Here is an 18,468-nt window from a genome sequence, read left to right as displayed (position 1 = left end):
TCGGGTAGAGCCACTGCTCTCCCAGGCGCGTCACTCTCCGGGCCCAACGCGGCGCCTGCGTCACCCCATCCGGTCCCGCACGGCTGCCCCGGGACATAGCCGTCGCGGACGTACCCGCGTTCGGTGAGGGCGCAAGACCGGACGCCAGGTGAGTCAGCCGGGCCCTGCGGGGTGGCTGGCACCCGCTGTGCTGTCCAGCGGGGGCGCGAAGGGCCGGGTGGATGTCCGGCAGCGCCTGTCGTTACTCACTTTCGGGTGATCGCTTTCCGGCCGGTGGGGTGGCGGTATCTGGCGGACCGTCACCCCAAAACGGTCAGCCGCCCCAAGGACCCCTCCGGCTTCGTCATCCTGCCCCGCCGCTGGGTCGTCGAGTGGTCCCGGGCCTGGCTGATAAACGCCGCCGACATGCGCGCGACTACGAACGGCTCATCCAGCACTCCGAGACCCTGATCATCTGGGCGGCGATCACACTCATGACGCGCCGCTTCACCCGTCCATCCGGAAAGTCCACCACAGTCCCCGAACTGGCGGCCTGACGCAGCAGCCCCTGGTCCCCGGACCATCACGCGCAGCCCGCACGACGAGCCATCACCCATTTGTGTGGCCTTCGGATCCTGGAATCCGGGTGAGCGCCGACAGTGACCGTGTTACCTGGACGAGGGGAAACAGCCGGGCCGCTGATCGAGCAGATCGTCTCGGCTGTCCGTGAGGGAGACGACGCCCGCTTGTCCGTCCTGCTCCACCGCTTCGCACGCCAGGCCGATATGCGTGCAGCATTCGCACTGCGGCAACGGCGGGACTGCTGCATGATCGGGTGACAGCGGGGTTTATGCAGCCAGAGCTGCGGGTGGGGTCATGATGGTCTCGTACTCGACGGGGGGCAATCGGGCCAGCCGTCTCTGGCGTCGGCGCCGGTGGTAGGTGCGCTCGATCCAGGTCACGATCGCGATCCGCAACTCCTGCCGGGTGGACCAGTCTTGGCGGTCGAGGACATTCTTTTGCAGCAGCGCGAAGAAGCTCTCCATCGCCGCGTTGTCGCCGGCCGCACCGACCCGGCCCATCGAGCCGACCATGTTGTGCCGGGCGAGAACAGACACGAACTTCCGTGACCGGAATTGCGAGCCGCGATCCGAATGCACTATGCACCCGGGCACCTGGCCGCGGCGGGCGACGGCGGATTCCAGCGCGTTCACCGTGAGGCGGGACTTCATCCGGGAGTCGATGGAATAGCCCACGATGCGGCCGGAGAACGCGTCCTTGACCGCGCACAGGTACAACTTGCCCTCGCCGGTGGGGTGCTCGGTGATGTCGGTGAGCCACAACAGGTTCGGCCCGTCGGCGGCGAAGTTGCGCCGCACCCGGTCATCGTGGACCGGCGGCCCGGCTTTGGCGTTCTTGCCGCGGCCCCTAGACTTGCCGAAGACGCTCCACCAGGCCGTTGTCCCGGCAGATCCGCCAGGCAGTCCGCTCGGCCATCGGCTCACCCTTGGCGCGGGCCTCGTCGAGCAGAAACCGGTGACCGAACTCGGGATCGTCACGGTGCGCGTCGAACAGCGCATCAGCCCGATACGCCTCGGCCAGCTCGGAACCGGTGACCGGCCGGTCCAGCCACCGGTAGTAGGGCTGGCGGGCCAGCCCGAGCACCCGGCACGTCACCGCCACCGGCACCCTGTGAGGGGCATCGGCGGCGGCCAGCTCGCGGACGAGCGGGTACATCATTTTGCCGGCAGGTTCGCCTGCGACAGATACGCCGCAGCCCTCCTGAGCACCTCGTTCTCCTGCTCCAGCAGCCGGATCCGTTTGCGGGCCTCGCGTAGCTCGGCCGACTCACCCGACGTCGTTGCGGGCCTGGTGTCCTGGTCGGTGTCGGCACGGCGCAGCCACTTCGACAGCGTGATCGGGTGGACGCCGAAGTCGCCGGCGATCTGTTCCAGCGTGACGCCGGGCTCGCGGTTGCGCGCGACCCGCACGACGTCCTCGCGAAACTCCTTCGGATACGGCTTGGGCACTGCAACATCCTTCCAGGCCGCTTCTCAGCAAGCCAGGTCAGGTGTCACCCAACCCTGCAGCAGTCCCTGACACCGCGCTGCACCTCGAGGTGACCGCCCGGATAGCACCCGGTCGATCCGAACCTCAGAAGTCAGACTGCCAGCGTCACGCGAACTTCACCGCAGTGCCGTACGCCAGAACAGACCCGCCGCCCAAGGCCATTCGAAGGCCCACGACAGCGTCGGCGCCTTCTGCGGCAGCCCTCATCTTGAGTGCCGACACAGCGCCTTCGTCATTCCCCCCATACGCGCCAACGAGCCACGCCTCGCTAATGGCAGGGGAACCCGCCACGGGAACCGCATCGGTTGTATAGACGTGCATGAACTCAGCCTCCCCCAAGAGCTGCAGCGCTGCGACTTCCATAGAGCCGACCGAGTATCCGTTGTCGTACCACTGGCGTAGCGTGGCCACGTCCCTCTCGATGGCTTCTCGGGTCCGGACACGCGAAAGCCCCCGCCGGCGTGGCGCCTGCGCCACCGACTTCCACGCCACCTGATTCGTCTTGTGCTCCGCAGCCCGGCGCCCCAGCTCCCGGGCCGCGTACCGCTCGGCTATCGTCAGCGGCTCCTCATCCAGCTCGGGCTTTTTTCGTGCTCCTCGGCCCCCACCACCGGCACACCACCGCACGAGCCAGCGCGAAACATGCCCGGGCACCACCCCCGGCCCCCGCCGCACGCTGAGCCACCCCTGCCCACCGCCGCTGCGTCCGGGCCAGCTCCGGCATTCATGGCGCCGACATCGGCGAACTCCCAGCCATATCCCTCGTCAGCATCCCTCGTCAGCGGCCAACAACCACCGACCGTGCCGAGCGCCCAGCCGCCGCCACCGCGGCCGATACACGATCACCCCCCGCGGCACACAGCCGACAGCCGAACGCCACCGCCCTCACCCGCCATCTCGCCCAAGCCTCCCAACACCGTCGAGCGGTGCATCAACCGTCTCAAGCAGTGGCGCGGCATCGCCACCCGCTACGAGAAGACCGCCACCATCTACCTGGCCGGACTCCACATCGCAGGCATCTTCCTCTGGTCCGCCCGATGATCCAAACGAAACCGCCTAGGGACGATCATCTGCCGCGATGGCGGAGCCAAGGCGCCCATAGTGGTCCGTGATGGCCTGCCATGACTCCTCCTGGAGCCACTCGACTGTTGGCAATGGCTCTTGCACCAAGATGCTGATCACAAGGATCATCGTCCCTCCGATACCGACGTCCAACGCATGCCGATCGCGGACAGCTGCTCCACCCGCTCCGGGGACAGCGTTGCGACCCTGCTGCGCTGGTTGCTCCATGCGCCCAGCTTCACCTTGCGCTCCTCCTCATGGACGACGATCCGTTCGATGTTTGTAGCGGTGCAGGGGTGTGGGGCTGTGGATCCCGTGCACCCGATGCGAGCTGTATGTACGCGATATGTACGCCCTGTGTACGCTCGATGAGCGCGGCGGGTACTGCAGACGTCTGGGTTATATCCATCGCATGCCGATGGCGGAGAGCTGCTCGACCCGCTCGGGCGTGAGCGTTGCGAGTCTGATCTCTGATTCCCGACCCACGCTCCCGTCCAGCAGCACTCCGCGCATCCGGGGATCAGCAGCCGGATCGGCGACCCGCGCGGAGGGCATCGTGGCCGCATAGCCCGGCGGCACATGCCGCTGGGCGTGTGTGGCGGGCGCCAACTTTCCGCCAACCATGCGGCATGAAAGTTATCCACGACACGGCGGCCGCCACACCGCCGCGGTCCATCACCCACCCGCCACTTTCGGGCGCGGCCTTCCGCTCGGCCGTCCGGCCCTCGGTCGCTAAGACGAATGACGGGGCAGGGCCGGTGCGTGCCGGCTCACCCCACCTCGGGGTCGCCCGACCCGATTCCGCCCAGGATCCCTCTGCCAAGGAGAACCATGACCACGACCCAGCCCTCGCCAGGTCCGGTGACCGCAGCCGCCACCGGCCATGTCGGGCTCAACGTCACCGACGTGACACGTTCGATCCATTTCTACCAGCAGGTCTTCGGCTTCGACCTGCTCGGCGAGAGCACCGAGGACGACCGCCGCTACGCCTTCCTCGGCCGTGGCGATCAACTCGTACTCACGCTGTGGCAGCAGAGTCGTGACGGCTTCGCCGCCGATCGGTCCGGACTGCACCATCTGTCGTTCAACGTGCCCACGCTGGACGACGTCCAAGCTGCTGTAGCCCGTCTGCAGGAACTCGGCACGCCCCTGATCTACGACAGGATCCTGGCCCACATGCCCGGCCTGGCATCTGGCGGCATCTTCTTCACCGATCCAGACGGCATCCGCATCGAGATCTGCACCGCCTCCGGACTCGAGCACCTCCCCACCCTTGAGGACGGCGCACCCAGCTGTGGTTTCTTCTGATGCCACAGCACTACCACGAGGGTGAACTGGCGGTACAGGCACGGTCGAGCAGGCCGCGGCCATGGCCCGTACCTTCCATACCAGCCTGCCTGCACCGTTGATGAGATTCCTTGCCACGCAGCGCTGGATCATCGTGGGCGCCACAGACACCGCAGGCCGCGTATGGGCGTCGCCCGTAGTCGGCGCACCCGGCTTCGTGCGTGCCGCCGACGAGACGACCGTACGGATCGACGCGCTCCCTGTGACCAGCGATCCCTTGCGGAACCTGGCAGACCGGCCGGCGGGACAGCCGGCCGGCCTGCTGGCCATCGACCTCGGCCGTCGCAACCGGGCTCGCATCAACGGCACCCTCCGCCATGACGCCTGCGGAGTGGTCATGAGCGTCGAGCGGGCTTACCCCAACTGCATGAAGTACATCCAGCGCCGCGAGGGCGCCGCCTCCGGCGGGATCTTCTTCTTCGACCCGGACGGCATCCGGCTGGAGATTTTCACTCCGACCTGTGCCGACGTTGCCCCCCGCCCCCAGCGGAACTGCCCCCACCTGCGGCTTCTTCTAAGTCGGCTCTCCGAGCCGATCACTGTCGGGGTGCCCGTCCGGCGCCCCGCCCCACCAACACATGAGTAGGGGAAGGGCGAGAGTGACGATCTACCACCCTGGTGAGGTCGAGGTACAACGTCGGGCTGGCCTTGAGTCCGCAGCCTCCTCGTCCGGCCAGGCCATCAAAGACACGATCCCGCCCATTGCGGCCGAGTTCCTCGCTGCCCAGCCCATGGTGGTGATCGGCGGCACCGACCGCCACGGTCAGGTCTGGTCGTCCTTGCTCACTGGACCCGCTGGGTTCATGCGCGCGGCAGACGAGCACACTCTCGCCATTGAGGCTCTGCCCGGACCACACGATCCGCTGGCCGAACTGCTCTCAGACCAGGCCCATGTGGGAATGATCGCGATCGAGCCGGCCACACGCCGCCGGATGCGGATGAACGGCACCGCGAGCCCCGAGGGCGGCGGCCTGCGGGTCAACCTCGACCAAGTCTTCGCGAACTGCCCCAAGTACCTGCAGAAGCGCAAGCTCACGGTCCCCGCGACGGGGGCCGGACCCACAGGGGAGACCTCGGCGAGCAGGCAACCTGCCCTCACCGCAGCCCAGCAACTGCGGATCACCACGGCCGACACCTTCTTCCTGGCAACCGCCGACGAGCGCGGCAACGCCGACGCCTCGCACAGGGGCGGCAACCCCGGTTTCGTTGAGGTCCTCTCACCCACCAAGCTGCGGTGGCCGGATTACGTCGGAAATGCCATGTTCATGACATTGGGCAACCTGCTGGTCAACCCCAAGGCCGGGCTGTTGATCCCGGACTGGGATTCCGGGTCCTTCCTCCACCTCACCGGCACTGCCTCGACCGACTGGAATCCGGAGCACGCAGCGCAGGTTCCCGGCGCGCAGCGCCTGGTGGAGTTCGACATCACCGAGGTCGTCGAGGTTTCTGGAGCCAGCCCGCTGCGCTGGAGCGCGCCGGAGTACTCCCGCTTCAACCCGGCGCTTTGAGCCCTCATTCACCCTGAACTCCGCCCCGAAAGGATGGCTGCTGTGAAAATCGAGATCGACATGGACCTGTGCGACAGTCACGGACAGTGCGTCTTCGCCGCGCCCGAGGTGTTCTCATTCGATGAGAACGACTACGTGGTCTACGACGCGACTCCGGACGACACCCAGCACGAAGCAGTCGCCAGAGCAATTGCGACATGCCCGGTGCGGGCGATCCGCATGGCCGACCACTGATGATGACGACGAGCCGTCAGCCTTCTCTCGGCATCATCGTGGTGGGCGCCTCGCTGGCCGGCCTGCGGGCCAGCGAGGCACTGCGCGCCCAGGGGTACCGAGGGCAGCTCACCTTGGTCGGCGACGAGCCCTATGCCCCATACGACCGCCCGCCGCTCTCCAAGGCGCTCCTCGCAGGAACTTCCGCCCCCGAGGCGCTCAGCTTCCCACTCGACCCGGACCTCGATATCACGCTGCGCCTGGGAGTACCGGCAGTGCGCCTTGACCTGGACGCCCGGACCATCGAACTCGCTGACTCCACGCGATTGCCCTTTGCCGGCCTAGTGATCGCCACAGGCGCCGCGGCGCGCCCGTGGCCAGACCGCTCTCCACGCGGCGTGCACACTTTGCGCGGCCGGGACGATGCGCTCGCTTTGCGCTCCAAACTCGACACCGGGGCAAGGCTGCTGGTCGTCGGCGGCGGCTTCATCGGCAGCGAGGTGGCCGCGACCGCACGGGAACTAGGGGCCCACGTCACTTTGGTCGAGGCCGAGTCCCAGCCCCTGCGGCGTGCGATGGGGGAAGAGGCCGGCCGGTTCCTGGCCGAGATCCACAGGGCCGCCGGGGTCGACCTCAAGACCGGCACCTCGGTCAGCTCATTCGCCGGTCTGGACCAGCTCACTGGGGCGACACTCTCCGACGGAACCGACCTCGACGCAACTGTCGCTGTCGTCGCGCTCGGAGCGGTCCCCAACACAGACTGGCTCGCTGACTCAGGCCTGCTACTCGACCGCGGGGTCGTCTGCGACACCTACTGCCGCGCCTTGCTGTCCGACGGCAGCCCCGCGCCTGCCGTAGTGGCGGCCGGGGACGTGGCCAGATGGCCTCATCCCTGGGCTGGCGACAGCGCCGTCTCCCTTGGGCACTGGAGCAACGCCATCGAGCAGGCGGAGGCTGCAGCAGCAACACTCCTGGCAAAGGAAGGCGAGCTGAGTCCCTATCTGCCCGTGCCGTCGTTCTGGTCCGACCAATACGGCGTGAGGTTCCGCTCCGTAGGCATTCCGGCCCTGGGTGACGAGGCGGAGGTTGTTGAGAGCGACTCCATCGCTCGGCGCCTTGAGGTCGTTTACTACCGCCAGGGGAACATGGTCGGGGTATTGACCGCCAACCGGATCAGCCGGATCGCAGGCCACCAACGCCGCCTGGCCGCTGAACTGGCGGCCGGTATCGAGTAATCCGTACACGTTCGGCGAGAACGTCGCCTTTGCCCCCGCCGACCCGATCCCCACCACATAAGGGGCGGCCAGTACGAGATCAGCGGCGTCGTCAAAACCGGGGCGACGAACGTACACGCGGCACTATGGATGCCGCACCGCTGCGTATCGACGGCAGCCGGGGCAACTGGGACGAGATCGAGGAGTTCTGGCTCGCTGGCGAACTCACCGACGACGAGTTCGAACCACAGGGAGCCGACGCTCCGTTATCTTCTTCGCGGTCCTGCCAGAGGGCCGCTGGCCTCCGGGCCCGGCATGGCTGTTGCCCCTGTCGATCGGATGACCTGGGAGGTGGTGTCACCGGGCCCGGGGGTGCCGTCGGAGACGCTGATCAGAGGTCCGACCGCCGTCCGGCCCGGCGCAATGCCTGGCCACTCGCGGGCGGCAGGTCTGCATAACGTGGATGCGCGCGAACGGCCCCGACCGCGAGGCCGGCACAGCATCGACGCATGTGGGGGCACGGTGATCGACATCGCCCAGGTGGGCGTCTTCCTCGGCTTGGACGTCGGCAAGAGCAACCCACACGGCCACGGGCTCACCCCGGCTCCGACCAGCCCGCAGTCAGCCACGGAACGGCGCGAGCCGAATCGTGACGTCGCTGAAGGCGAAGCGATGGAGGTACCACGCCCGGCCGTGCGGAACCTGCTTCGCCTCCTCGCGCCACGCCCGGGCGAACTCCCGCTTGAACCCCGTCCGTGGGAAGTCTGAGACGACCTGCTTGCGGGTTGCGTCGGGAACGCGGTCGCTGCGCAGGCCGAACACGTCCACACCTGCGCCGGCCGACAGCAGGAACGCCTCGGCTCCGGAGTCGATCCCGACGCCGGGGGTGTGGTGCAGAGCGATCGCGTTCGCGACGGTCTCGCGCTCCGGGGCCGCGAGACCGTGGTCGTCAGTGAACGTGCGGGCGAGGGCGGCGCTTCGGATGGTGAAGTCGACCTCGGGTACGTGGGTCGCGAGCCCGGTGTCATGAAACATCGCGGCGACGTAGAGGAGCTCACGGTCGAACTCGATGCCGTCCAGCGCAGCGATAGCCGAACCCCAGGCGTAGGACCGCCGGGAGTGGTTAAGCAGGGCAGGGCTCAAGAGGGCGCGCGCGGCGGTCTCTGCGTCTTTGGCCATCGCCGAGTCCGGCGGGAGGAGCCGCGCCGGGTCGATGGCCTGCCGACGACCTGAGTGCAGCCGGAGCGCCATGGCGATCCGACCGGTCACGATGGCGAGTTCTCCTCGGAGCAGAGGCCGTGCGAGGGCGCGCTGCTCGCGACGGGTTAGGACGCCGCCGGTGCGCTCGGTCCATGTGATCGAGCCGATCGCGTCTGTGGTCTGCGCCAGGCTCATGATGCCGCCCCTCCGGTCACGACGCTGCTCAGCATCTCGGTGTCACCGATGTGCTCGACGGCCACGATTCGCCCGTCCTGAAGGGTGAATCGGTCCACTTCGTTCGCCCGCTGGCCGGCCAGCTCGACGGCGACCACGGCAACGACGCGGTCGCCCTGACCGAAGAGCTCGATTGGCCGGACGGACAAGCCGTACCGCGCGATGTCGACGAAGAACTCCGCGACTGCATCCCGGCCGCGGTGGACTCCACTGAGCCTCGCCGTGCCCGGTTGCGTCCATTCGACGTCCTCGGAGAAGCAGCCGAGCACGCGTGCCCAGTCGCCCTCCTCGAAGGAGCGGTACAGCTCCTGGACCTGGGCCACGTTCGTCAGGGTCATGGCGATCTCCTTGAATCAAAAATTAGGTCACGACATCAGCAGGCTTGCCCAGCGGCAGCCAACGCACCCGCGAAGAGATTGCCGACGCATCGAATGCATTCCTGGCTCTCTCGTTCCCCTGATGGAAGTGGCTCCATCCCTCGTAGTGGATGGGGATAACAATCCGGGGTTCAATCAAGCTGCACAGTTCCACCGCGCGTTCTGCGGTCATCGTGTAGTGCAGTGGCCCTGTTATAGGGAAGCGCACGCCACCGAGGTGGACGATGGCGACGCCGATATCAAGCTGCTGCACCGCCTCTCGCAGACCTCGATAGAGGACGGTGTCGCCTGATATCCAGACCACGCCGTTCTGTTGCCCGGCCCATTGCAGTGCGAAACCGATGACGTCCCCGACGATAGGGCGGCTGCCAGGTGGGCCGTGACGTGCTGGTGTCGCGGTGATCTGAATCGGCGTCCTTCCTGGGCTTTGAAGAAATGTCGTCGACCATGGTGCAAGCCCATGCGCCTGCTTTCCCAAACGCCGGGCGGCTGACACCGTCGTAACGACAACCGGGGCCTGATGAAGCACTGCGCGGCCCTGCGAGTCGAGGTTATCGCTGTGATTGTCGTGTGTGAGCAGCACGGCATCGATGGGGTCGAGCTCGCTGGCGCTGATGGCAGGGCCTGCGAGCTTGGTAGAGCGTGTGCCCCACCCGAATGAGTAGCTTTCTCCGGGGGGGTCGAACGTCGGGTCGGTAAGTAGCCGCCATCCGCCGAACTCGATCAGGATAGTCGGGCCGCCGATGTGAGTGACTGTCATTGTTGTCATGGAGAAGTCCCATACGCAAAGATGCCGTGCTTGGGGCTGCCTTGACCTGACCCCAGCCAGTCCGTTCAGGGCTCGCCGCCCCGAAGGACCAGGCCGCTGAGAACGGCTGGCCCCCGCTGACCTGGAGCGGGGTTCTGGGCCGTGCTGCTGTGGCTCTCCATACGTGGTGCCGGATTCAGTCCTCGCCCGGGGACCCGAACACGACGCCGGTGAGGGTCTGGTTCACGTGCCCGAGCCAGCTCTCGCCGTAGGTATGAAACCCAGCCGACGGGACGCCGCCCAAGGCTGCGACGAAGTGCGCGGAGAGGTTCTTGGCGTCGATCTCCCTGAGGCGCAGGCAGCAGTTGAAGAGAACCGCGCCGCCGGCCGGCCCTCCGAGTTCGGCGCGGGTTCGGCGCAGGGCGGCAGTGGTCTCCGTGATGAGGTCACCCGCCTGCATGACCTCGACCTCCATCCCCGGCAGAATCTCGGCGTAGAACCGGAGGCCACCGTCCGGCGTAATCGCCTGAGGGCTGCGGACCCACGGCTGGCCGTCGATCATCAGGCCCACCGGGTACTCCGTCCAGGCGGCGTCGAGCGCGTCGACGCTCACGCCCAGGGCATCCGCGTACGCCTCCGCGGCCGGCCGCCCGTCGATCTCGAGGACGGTCCGGGAGGCAGCGTCCGCACGGGTGATCCGCAGGAGTCTGCCGGTCGGGGTGAAGGAGCATGACTTGACCACCCGGAACGGGACGGCGGTCCGGCACACCATGAGCGCCGCCCCGTGGTAGCTCACCTCGTGGCCCACGGCGGTCCAGGTGCCCTGGAAGGCGAAGTCGTCTCCGGCGGAACCGCCGACGAAGTCCAGCAGCGGTGCCGCGTTCCCCAGCATCTCGTTGACCTGCTCCTCGGATCCGTGCAGGCCGTCGATCAGCACGAAACCCAGGTGGTGGGCCGGGTCGAGGTGGCGGAGCTGAACCTGGAGGGCTTCCTCGAGCGACCGGACGGCGACCGCGGTGCCGTCGCCCGCGTCGCCGTCCAACTCGCCGAGAACCGCCACCGCTTGGGTGATCAGACCGTCGTGAAGCACCACTGCCGAGATGCCGCCGGTCCCGTTGTGCAGGTCGGTGAACTCCCCGGCGGTGGAACAGCCGATGACCACTGCCTCGCAAAAGTGCGAGGTGATGACGGGTGCGACATCGGCGGGGTCGTACACGCTGGAGGCGAAGTACATCACCGCGACCGCCCGGCGTCCCGACAGATCGCGGTCGAGGTGTGCCAGCAGCCGGTCGACCGCCTGCGGAGCCGGTCCGGTGACATGGGCGCGTACGACGCCCGCGCCGGGTACGACGGGGGTGGAGATCGTCATCTGTCCGCCTTGTTCAGAAGTCGCCGAAAACGTTGCCGAAGGTTCGCCGTGGCGACGGGCTCGCCGCCGGCCTGCCGCGAGCCGCTGTCCTCCGGGTCCGGTGGGTAGATGAGCAGGTCGTGCGGCGAGGGCGACAACGAGAAGCCCAGCACCAGCAGGATGCTCAGGACTTTGGAGACCACCGCCGCGTCGGCCTGCTGGTCCGGGCGGGGGGAGCGCAGGTCGACGCCGGTGCGCAGGGCGACCCGGGTGCAGATCGCCGCGAGCCCACGGTCGTCGTAGGGGAAGTGGCGGGAGCGCAGCACGGCAAGGATCCCATTGAGTGTCTGCTCCCGCGGCCGGTCACTCGCGGGGCCGACGTGGGCCGGAGTGGAGCCGTCGTCCCGCGGTGTACCGCGACGCGGCTGCCGCTGACCGGGATCCGGCCGCGGCTGGGCGCGATCCGTTTCCCGCCGGGAGGCATCCGCGCCCAGCCGGAGGTTCCCGCTGAGCCATGTGTAGAACGCTATCCAGTCGGAACTGAGCCGGGAGCCCCACTCGCTCTTGTGTATCTGGCGCACCGTGTCGAGGAGGGCCGCACCGAACGACCAGTACCAGCCGTCGAAGAATCCCTGCTGCTGGATTTCCCCGCCGACCTGGCGCAGGGTCGCCTCGACGGCTTCCGGTGCGTCCTGGGCCAGTGCGGCCCACAGCACCGACTGAGCCAGCCTGTTACACAGCGGCCGTCCCGCCCGCGGCGGCAACTCCCGCACCTGGGGCACAAGAACGACCATGCTCTCGTAGAAGTTGTCCATGAACCTCACCTGGTCGCGGGAGAGCAACTGACAGGAGAACTGGACGCTTCGCAGGCTCTCGGCCGGAGGCCTGGCGCCCGCGTACGCCAGACGCCCCGTGCCGGTACCCGCTTGACCGAACACCATGGCGACTCTCCTCGGAGCATGGTGAGCGCACGTCGTCCGGGTCGAGCGGACGCGGCGCGTACACATCGATTGCCTGTCCGGTGTCCGGGCCGGAGCGGAGACCGCCGGCCGACACCCTCACGGATTTCCTCGGCGGAGGCCTGGACCGCTTCGAACGGATCATGTGACCGCGAGAAACCCGCCGGAGGCGATGAGGACGGTGACCACGCCCCGGCGGCGTGCCCTCCCGCGTCTCGTCGCGACACGATGGACGTCCGATGCCGGCGCGCCCGAGCGCCCGCACCGGGAACGTCTCCCACTGTCCGGCCCTGCGTCCCGCGAGGCCGGTTGCCTCCCGTGAAGGACGAGGTGATCACGGTGCGCGGCGAGGGTGCCGGGCCGGCTCTCCCGACAGTCCCCTGAGCGCCCGCGCGGCGATCTCGTCGATCGGTCCGACGGCCTGAACGGTCAGCAGGATGTCCGCATAGTGGTCGAGCAGAGGGGCGGTCTGGCGTTCGTAGACCCGCTGCCGATGGCGGATGACGTCCTCGGTGTCATCCGGTCGGCCGCGGTTCAGCAGCCGCTTCACGACGATGTCCTCGGGAGCGGTGAACTCCACCACGGCGTCGAGTCCGGCTCCGGTGGATTCCAGTGTCGCGGCGAGGTCCCGCGCCTGTGTCAGGGTGCGCGGGAAGCCGTCGAGAAGGAAGCCGCGCCGGGTGTCGGACTGTTCCAGCCGTTGGCGGACCATGCCGCCGGTGACGTGATCGGGTACGAGTTCGCCGGTGTCGAGATACCGCTTGGCTTCCTGCCCGAGTGGCGTCCGGCGGGTGACGTGCTCGCGGAACAGGTCCCCGGTGGAGATGTGCGGGATGCCAAGTCTCTCGCTGAGTATGGCTGCTTGGGTGCCCTTGCCCGCTCCGGGAGGGCCGATGAGGACGATTCGCATCAGCGCGCGCGTGCCTTCCAGTGGTCGTTCCTGGTCTTCGTTCCTGGTCTTCGCTGTTGCCGGCGTGCTCCGGTCAGGCGGCCCGTGACGGGCGGAGAGGTCCCTCGGCCGGGACCGATACCGGCCCGGGTGCCCGGTGCGCGCGGCGGGCCGGGAAGGCCGCACAGCGGGTCGGCGTTCGCCCTGCGGTACGCGTCCGCGCCGATCGACGGACCGGTCACGACGGTATGGACGCCGGTGCGGGGCGTCGGTTCGGCCGCCGGCCACCCGGCGAGCCCGGGCAGCCCTGCCAGGGCGGTGTCCTGCGACCGCTCGGCAGCTGGATGGCGACCCGGTCGCCCGGCGTCAGAGCGAGGCAGAGCAGGGCGTTCGCCGTGCGGCAGACCTCGCGCCTCAGCTCCGCGTAGGTGATCGTGCGGGTGTCACCCGGCTCGCCCTCCCAGTGGAAGGCGACCTGGGCGCCGTGCCCTGCCTCGACGTGCCGGTCGACGCAGTTGTACGCCACGTTCAGCCTCCCGCCGGTGAACCAGCGGGCGAAGGGCACGTCCGTCCAGTCCAGCACCTGGTCCCAGCCGGTATCCCAGTGGAGCTGCCCGGCCTCCTGCGCCCAGAAGGCGAGGAGGTCGTCCGCGGCCCGCTCCAGCGGTCCGGACACGGCGCCCCGGGGGAGTGGGCAGAGCTCGGAGACATACCGGATCCTCCAGTGGGGTGCGGGTGCTGACGGCACGGATGCCGGTCCGAGGGCGCGGCCGGCCGGCGCCAGGTGGACACGGTGGCCGGTGAGGGTTGGCGGGAGGTTGGCGGCGGGTCGGAGGCCGCGGCTACGGCCGCCCTCCGGCGGTCCAACGGCTCACCAGGCGCACGGCGAGCCGCGGCCGCAGCGGTGCGGTGGTCCCGCGCCGTAGGGCGCCCCGCCAGACCCCCCAGCCGTAGGCGAGGTCGTCCAGGCGACGGATCGCCAAGTGCGGGAGGGGGCCGAGCGAGGTGCCGGAACGGCGGTGGTCCACCAGCCCCTCGACGACGGCCGCGGCGATCAGCACGTACGTGCGCGCCGGCTCGCCACAGCGGCGGCCGTCGCAATGGGCCAGTGGTGCCGGGTGGCGCAGCGCAGCAACTGCTCGGCGGTGCCGCGCAGCGCGGCGAGCGACAGCAGTGCCCCCGCGCGGGACGGGTGGTCGGCGTCGGACATACGCCGTGCCACCCGGACGGTGGTCGCCGCCGTCAGGGCCGCCGCCACGGCCGCCGGCCCCGGCCTCCCGCACAGCAGCAGGGCGCAGGCTGCCAGCGACCAGGGGGCGGCATACAGCGGCGGCACCTGCCCGGGGTAGCGCAGCGCCAGGTCGGCGGCGCCGGTACCGTACGCGGCTCGTGGGCGAGCCAGCCGCGCAGGTCGGTGCGGTGCCGGTGGCCCACGCCCGCGGTGGGCACGTACCGCAGCCGCCAGCCCGCCTCATGCGGCCGCATGCACAGGTCCACGTCCTCCCCGACGCGCATGCTGTCGTCGAAGCCGGTGCCTACGGCGTCGCAGCGGACCACGATGGTCGCACTGGGGACGTAGGACAGCGCGGACACCGGCATGACCGGCCCTTCCCCGGCTCCCATATCCAGCGGCGAGCCCGTCTCCTCGTACCGGTCCAGGAGCCCGGGTTCGGCGACGGGCAGCGCGACCACGCGGGGAGCGGCGAGCGCCACCGCGGGGTCGGCGAACTGCGCCAGCAGGGCGGCGAGCCTGGTCATCGGCTGTCTCCTGGTCGTTCGGGCACCGGCAGCGGGAGCCGCCAGGTCACGGGCCTGCCGCTCGGCCGCCTCGGAGAGTTCCTCCGTCCGTCCGCGCAGGGTGGCCCTGCGTGGAAGAGGAAGGTGTTGTGCACGGCGACGGCGGCCTGGTTGGCCAGGACCCTGAGGATCGCCAGGTCGGTGTCGGCCACCTCGACGCCGACGCCGGGCTGCGCTGCGATCCCGCCGACCTGTTCGCCGTCCAGGGTCATCGGCGCACGCACCCACCCGGGTCCGCTGTGCGGCGCTGCGGCCTCCCACGGCCGGGTGCGCAGTACGCGCAGATGTTCCCGTACCTCCGCGGGCAAATGGGTCTCGTCGTCGATCAGTACGTCGTCGGCGTACAGCAGGAAACGCGGCCGGGCGGCGCGCAGGGCGCCGTCCGCCACCGCCAGCAGCAGCCAGCGCGCCTGCAGGTGCTCGGCCGCGGCCCGTACGACCGCCTCGACCAGGGCACGGGGTCCCTCCGCCGTCCGCACCAGGGCCCGGGAGATGCCGTCGAGCGCCTCCACCGTCCGCTCCAGCCGCTCGGTGGAACGCACGTAGGCCGGGTAGTACGAGCGCTCGCCCGACCGCAGGCCGGTGAGCACCCCCAGGTCGTGGGCGCGCCCGGGCCGTTCGGGGACACTCACCGGTACCTCCGCTACAGAGCCTCGCGGAACAGTGCCTCGACGTCCCGCGCGTCGACCTCCCTGGGGTTGGTCGCCATGCAGGCGTCCTTGAGGGTGGTGCGGGCCAGCACGGGCACGTCGGACTCCGCGACCCCGAGGTCCGGCCAGGTCCTTGGGGACACCGACGTCGTCCGCCAGCGCACGCACCAGGTCCGCGAGCCGCGCGGCCACCTCGCGGGGTGACACGCCCTCGGTCGCGATGCCCGCCGCCGCCCCGAGCGCGACGAACCGCTGCGGCCGCGCCTCGGCGTTGAACCGGATGACGTGCGGCAGCAGCACGCCGTTGACCACGCCGTGGGGGGGCGTCCAGCAGGCCGCCGACCTGGTGGCTCATCGCGTGCGTCGCCCCGAGGATCGCGTTCGTGAAGGCCATTCCCGCCTCCAGCGCGGCCTGTGCCATGGCCAGCCGGGCGGCGAAATCCTTCGGCCGCACCTGGGGGCGGACCAGATTCCGGGTGATCAGTTCCACCGCGTGAAGTGCGTGGATGTCCGTCAGTGGGTTGTGCACCCGGGACACGAACGCCTCGATGGCGTGGGTCAGGGCGTCCAGGCCGGTCGCCGCGTTGAGCCAGCTCGGCATGCTGGTCAGCAGCCGCGGGTCGATGACCGAGATCTCCGGCACCAGAGTGCGGCTCACGATGGTGATCTTGATGTGGTGGGCGGTGTCGGTGATGACGGCGAACTGCGACACGTCCGCCCCCGTACCCGAGGTGGAGGGCACCATCTCGGTGGGCGGGATCGGCCGGCCGACCCGGTCCACGCCCTCGTAGTCGAGGATGCCCCCGCCGTTGCTGGACAGGATCGCCACGCCCTTGGCCGCGTCGATGACGGAACCCCCGCCGACCCCCACGATCACGTCACATCCGCTGGCCGCGTAGCGCTGGAAGCCGGCCTCGACCTCGTGGTCCTTGGGATTGGGCGTGACGTCGTGCCAGACGACGGGCCGCAGGCCGACCCGGCGCAGATGGCCCACCGCCTCGTCCACCCAGCCCGCCTCGATCAGCCCCGGATCGGTGACGAGGAACGGCCGACGGCCGCCGAGCCTGAGCGCGCAGTGACCGAGCTCGGTCAGCGAGCCGGGCCCGAAGAGGACCTCGGGCACATGGAACTTGGCCATCCTGGCGGACTGCCGGAGAGCCTCGGTGCCCGTCCCCTGCGGCCCCAGGAGTTCGCCGTGGCGCTCGTCACGGCTCCAGTCGGCACTCGGGTCAATACCGCTGGTCACCATGGCACCGGAGGGGAGCGACATGCGACCTTCACAAGGGCGTGCAGTCCGCAACCTGTGCGAAACCTTGATTTTACTGTTTCATTCGTCGATAACACTGTCGTCAGACGCAGACCAAGCTAGGGGCGTGCCACCGGACGCGGCACCTCCCCGTCCGGACAGGGGAACCTGTCTAATCGAGCAGGTGTGCTCCGTACGGTTGAGGCGGATAATTGTGATTCGCCCCCTTTTTTTCGACAGGGAAGCACATGTCACAGCGCAGTGACCTTCGGCAGCGCAGGGCCGCACTCGAGGGTGAGTGGTCCCGGACGGTGTCGCTGGTGAAATCCACGGGCTCGGCCCCGCGCGGCCACGAGGCGCTGCGCCATGAGGTGGCCGACTCCTGGGTGCGCTCCCTGGTCAGCGTGGACCCGGCCCGGGACAGCGCGCCAGTCGACGACGGCACGGTCCGGCACCGCTGGACCGACTCGCTGCTGCGCCGGCCGGTCGACGCCCTTTCCGACGAACTTCGCAGCATCGCCGACGACGCGGGTTTCATCGCCGCGGTCACCGACGAGTCGGGAACGATCCTGTGGACCTGTGCCGGTCAGGACATGCGCCGGCGAGCCGAGCGGGTCAACTTTGCCCCGGGGGGCCGCTGGAACGAGCAGGCCATGGGCACCAACGCCCTGTCCCTGGCGCTGCGCACCGGCCGCCCCAGCACCGTCTTCTCGGCCGAACACCTGGTGGCCGCGCTGCACGGCTGGGTCTGTTACGGCGCGCCGATCCACGGACCCGACGGGCGCGTCCTCGGCGTCCTGGACCTGTCCACCACCTGGGACCGCTCACACCCTCTGGCCATGTCCACGGTGCGCGGTCTGGCGTCCGCCATAGAGGCCGGGCTCCGCGCCGAACTGCCGACCGGGCCCCGGGACGACGTGCCCCAAGTGCGGCTGACCTGCATGGGCGAGGAGAAGGCCACACGCGAGGGCGCTCCGCTCGCTCTGCGCCCCCGGCAACTGGAGATCCTCACCCTCCTCGCGCTGGAACCGGACGGCTTCTCCTCGGAGCCGCTGCGCGACGCCCTGTACGGCGACCGACCCGTGACGGCCTCGACGTTCAAGGCGGAGATCTCGCACCTGCGCCGGGCCCTCGGCGGCGGCATCGCCGCCCGCCGCTACGCACTCACCGCACCCGTGTCCTGCGACGCCGTCGACGTGCTGCGCGCGCTGGAGCGCGGTGACACGGACACGGCCCTGCGCCTCTACCGCGGTCCGCTGCTCCCCCGCTCCGAGGCTCCCGGCATCGAGGAGTGGCGCGCCCGTCTGGAGGTGGCCGTACGGGAGGCGGTCCTGGCGAGCGCCCGCCCGGAGCACGCCCTGCGCTACGGCGAGCGGGCGCCGTACGACGCGGAGGTGCACGAGCACGCACTGCGCCTGTTCGGTCCGGGTGACGCGCGCAGGGCGATCGCGGCCGGCCGGCTCACGACCGCCCTGCGCTGACCGGCTGCCACCGGCATACCGGCGTTGCCAACCTGGCGCCAACCTCGCGGGCCCACAGTGAACCGCATCACGACGGCGTGGGCCGTCGGACCGCACTCACCATCCCCCCGAGGAGAGCCGCCATGGTGTACGCGCAGCCGGGAACG

Annotated in this window: 17 protein-coding genes and 7 pseudogenes; 8 read left to right on the top strand and 16 right to left on the bottom strand. The window is 69.4% G+C overall.

The features are described from left to right. Window positions 1-306: 306 nt before the first annotated feature. Window positions 307-509: pseudogene (locus tag ACF1GV_RS41840) on the top strand (IS5/IS1182 family transposase); the annotation flags it as partial. A 318-nt stretch (window positions 510-827) separates the two neighbouring features. Here the strand turns inward: ACF1GV_RS41840 and ACF1GV_RS41835 are convergent. Further along, window positions 828-2,009: pseudogene (locus tag ACF1GV_RS41835) on the bottom strand (IS3 family transposase). Between the two features lie 145 nt (window positions 2,010-2,154). Beyond that, window positions 2,155-2,460, bottom strand: a complete 306-nt coding sequence (locus ACF1GV_RS41830) for a hypothetical protein (protein WP_391692304.1) — start codon at window positions 2,458-2,460, stop codon at window positions 2,155-2,157. A gap of 492 nt (window positions 2,461-2,952) precedes the next feature. Between ACF1GV_RS41830 and ACF1GV_RS41825 the strand changes: the two are divergent. The 6 genes and pseudogenes from ACF1GV_RS41825 to ACF1GV_RS41800 all read left to right on the top strand — a co-directional run. Next, a pseudogene (locus ACF1GV_RS41825) lies at window positions 2,953-3,090 on the top strand (IS5/IS1182 family transposase); the annotation flags it as partial. 852 nt (window positions 3,091-3,942) lie between these two features. Beyond that, complete coding sequence (locus ACF1GV_RS41820; RefSeq protein WP_391692302.1) at window positions 3,943-4,419, top strand: VOC family protein; 477 nt, start codon at window positions 3,943-3,945, stop codon at window positions 4,417-4,419. A 415-nt stretch (window positions 4,420-4,834) separates the two neighbouring features. Next, window positions 4,835-4,976: pseudogene (locus ACF1GV_RS41815) on the top strand (VOC family protein); the annotation flags it as partial. Window positions 4,977-5,057: 81 nt separating this feature from the next. Beyond that, complete coding sequence (locus tag ACF1GV_RS41810; RefSeq protein WP_391692300.1) at window positions 5,058-5,966, top strand: pyridoxamine 5'-phosphate oxidase family protein; 909 nt, start codon at window positions 5,058-5,060, stop codon at window positions 5,964-5,966. A gap of 42 nt (window positions 5,967-6,008) precedes the next feature. Beyond that, window positions 6,009-6,200: a ferredoxin gene (locus tag ACF1GV_RS41805; protein ID WP_391692298.1), complete on the top strand. Its 192-nt coding sequence runs from the start codon at window positions 6,009-6,011 to the stop codon at window positions 6,198-6,200. Beyond that, window positions 6,164-7,414 carry an NAD(P)/FAD-dependent oxidoreductase gene (locus ACF1GV_RS41800; RefSeq protein ID WP_391692296.1) on the top strand — a complete coding sequence of 417 codons (1,251 nt, stop codon included), beginning with the start codon at window positions 6,164-6,166 and terminating at the stop codon, window positions 7,412-7,414. Before ACF1GV_RS41805 ends, ACF1GV_RS41800 begins: the two co-directional genes overlap by 37 nt. Window positions 7,415-8,014: 600 nt before the next feature. Here ACF1GV_RS41800 and ACF1GV_RS41795 read toward each other — a convergent pair. The 14 genes and pseudogenes from ACF1GV_RS41795 to ACF1GV_RS41730 all read right to left on the bottom strand — a co-directional run. After that, window positions 8,015-8,788 carry an HD domain-containing protein gene (locus tag ACF1GV_RS41795; protein WP_391692294.1) on the bottom strand — a complete coding sequence of 258 codons (774 nt, stop codon included), beginning with the start codon at window positions 8,786-8,788 and terminating at the stop codon, window positions 8,015-8,017. Next, complete coding sequence (locus ACF1GV_RS41790) at window positions 8,785-9,165, bottom strand: nuclear transport factor 2 family protein (protein WP_391692292.1); 381 nt, start codon at window positions 9,163-9,165, stop codon at window positions 8,785-8,787. The genes ACF1GV_RS41795 and ACF1GV_RS41790 overlap by 4 nt, the downstream gene beginning before the upstream one ends. Before the next feature lie 22 nt (window positions 9,166-9,187). Beyond that, entirely contained in the window at window positions 9,188-9,973 is a 786-nt protein-coding gene (locus ACF1GV_RS41785) for an MBL fold metallo-hydrolase (protein ID WP_391692290.1), read from the bottom strand. A gap of 175 nt (window positions 9,974-10,148) precedes the next feature. After that, complete coding sequence (locus tag ACF1GV_RS41780) at window positions 10,149-11,321, bottom strand: FIST signal transduction protein (RefSeq protein WP_391692288.1); 1,173 nt, start codon at window positions 11,319-11,321, stop codon at window positions 10,149-10,151. Then, the gene (locus tag ACF1GV_RS41775) at window positions 11,318-12,241 is read right to left on the bottom strand and encodes a hypothetical protein (protein ID WP_391692286.1); all 924 of its coding nucleotides are present in this window, start codon (window positions 12,239-12,241) and stop codon (window positions 11,318-11,320) included. The genes ACF1GV_RS41780 and ACF1GV_RS41775 overlap by 4 nt, the downstream gene beginning before the upstream one ends. 352 nt (window positions 12,242-12,593) lie before the next feature. Further along, the gene (locus ACF1GV_RS41770; RefSeq protein ID WP_391692284.1) at window positions 12,594-13,169 is read right to left on the bottom strand and encodes an adenylate kinase; all 576 of its coding nucleotides are present in this window, start codon (window positions 13,167-13,169) and stop codon (window positions 12,594-12,596) included. A gap of 313 nt (window positions 13,170-13,482) precedes the next feature. Further along, window positions 13,483-13,866, bottom strand: a pseudogene (locus ACF1GV_RS41765) (acetyl-coenzyme A synthetase N-terminal domain-containing protein); the annotation flags it as partial. 124 nt (window positions 13,867-13,990) lie between these two features. Continuing rightward, window positions 13,991-14,209, bottom strand: a complete 219-nt coding sequence (locus tag ACF1GV_RS41760; RefSeq protein ID WP_391692282.1) for a hypothetical protein — start codon at window positions 14,207-14,209, stop codon at window positions 13,991-13,993. After that, complete coding sequence (locus ACF1GV_RS41755; protein ID WP_391692280.1) at window positions 14,203-14,484, bottom strand: hypothetical protein; 282 nt, start codon at window positions 14,482-14,484, stop codon at window positions 14,203-14,205. The genes ACF1GV_RS41760 and ACF1GV_RS41755 overlap by 7 nt, the downstream gene beginning before the upstream one ends. Next, the gene (locus ACF1GV_RS41750; RefSeq protein WP_391692310.1) at window positions 14,391-14,906 is read right to left on the bottom strand and encodes a hypothetical protein; all 516 of its coding nucleotides are present in this window, start codon (window positions 14,904-14,906) and stop codon (window positions 14,391-14,393) included. The genes ACF1GV_RS41755 and ACF1GV_RS41750 overlap by 94 nt, the downstream gene beginning before the upstream one ends. Next, a complete protein-coding gene (locus ACF1GV_RS41745; RefSeq protein WP_391692308.1) occupies window positions 14,903-15,577 on the bottom strand; it encodes a hypothetical protein in 675 nt (224 codons plus the stop codon). The genes ACF1GV_RS41750 and ACF1GV_RS41745 overlap by 4 nt, the downstream gene beginning before the upstream one ends. An 11-nt stretch (window positions 15,578-15,588) precedes the next feature. Beyond that, complete coding sequence (locus ACF1GV_RS41740; RefSeq protein ID WP_391692306.1) at window positions 15,589-15,738, bottom strand: hypothetical protein; 150 nt, start codon at window positions 15,736-15,738, stop codon at window positions 15,589-15,591. A 40-nt stretch (window positions 15,739-15,778) separates the two neighbouring features. Further along, window positions 15,779-15,895 (bottom strand): annotated as a pseudogene (locus ACF1GV_RS41735) (hypothetical protein); the annotation flags it as partial. An 85-nt stretch (window positions 15,896-15,980) separates the two neighbouring features. Then, a pseudogene (locus ACF1GV_RS41730) lies at window positions 15,981-16,733 on the bottom strand (iron-containing alcohol dehydrogenase); the annotation flags it as partial. A 356-nt stretch (window positions 16,734-17,089) separates the two neighbouring features. Between ACF1GV_RS41730 and ACF1GV_RS41725 the strand changes: the two are divergent. After that, the gene (locus tag ACF1GV_RS41725) at window positions 17,090-18,322 is read left to right on the top strand and encodes a GAF domain-containing protein (RefSeq protein WP_391692278.1); all 1,233 of its coding nucleotides are present in this window, start codon (window positions 17,090-17,092) and stop codon (window positions 18,320-18,322) included. Window positions 18,323-18,468 lie beyond the last annotated feature (146 nt).

This window comes from Streptomyces sp. NPDC014006, assembly GCF_043088925.1.
Taxonomy (GTDB): Bacteria; Actinomycetota; Actinomycetes; order Streptomycetales; family Streptomycetaceae; genus Streptomyces.
This window is presented reverse-complemented; position numbering and strand designations above follow the sequence as displayed.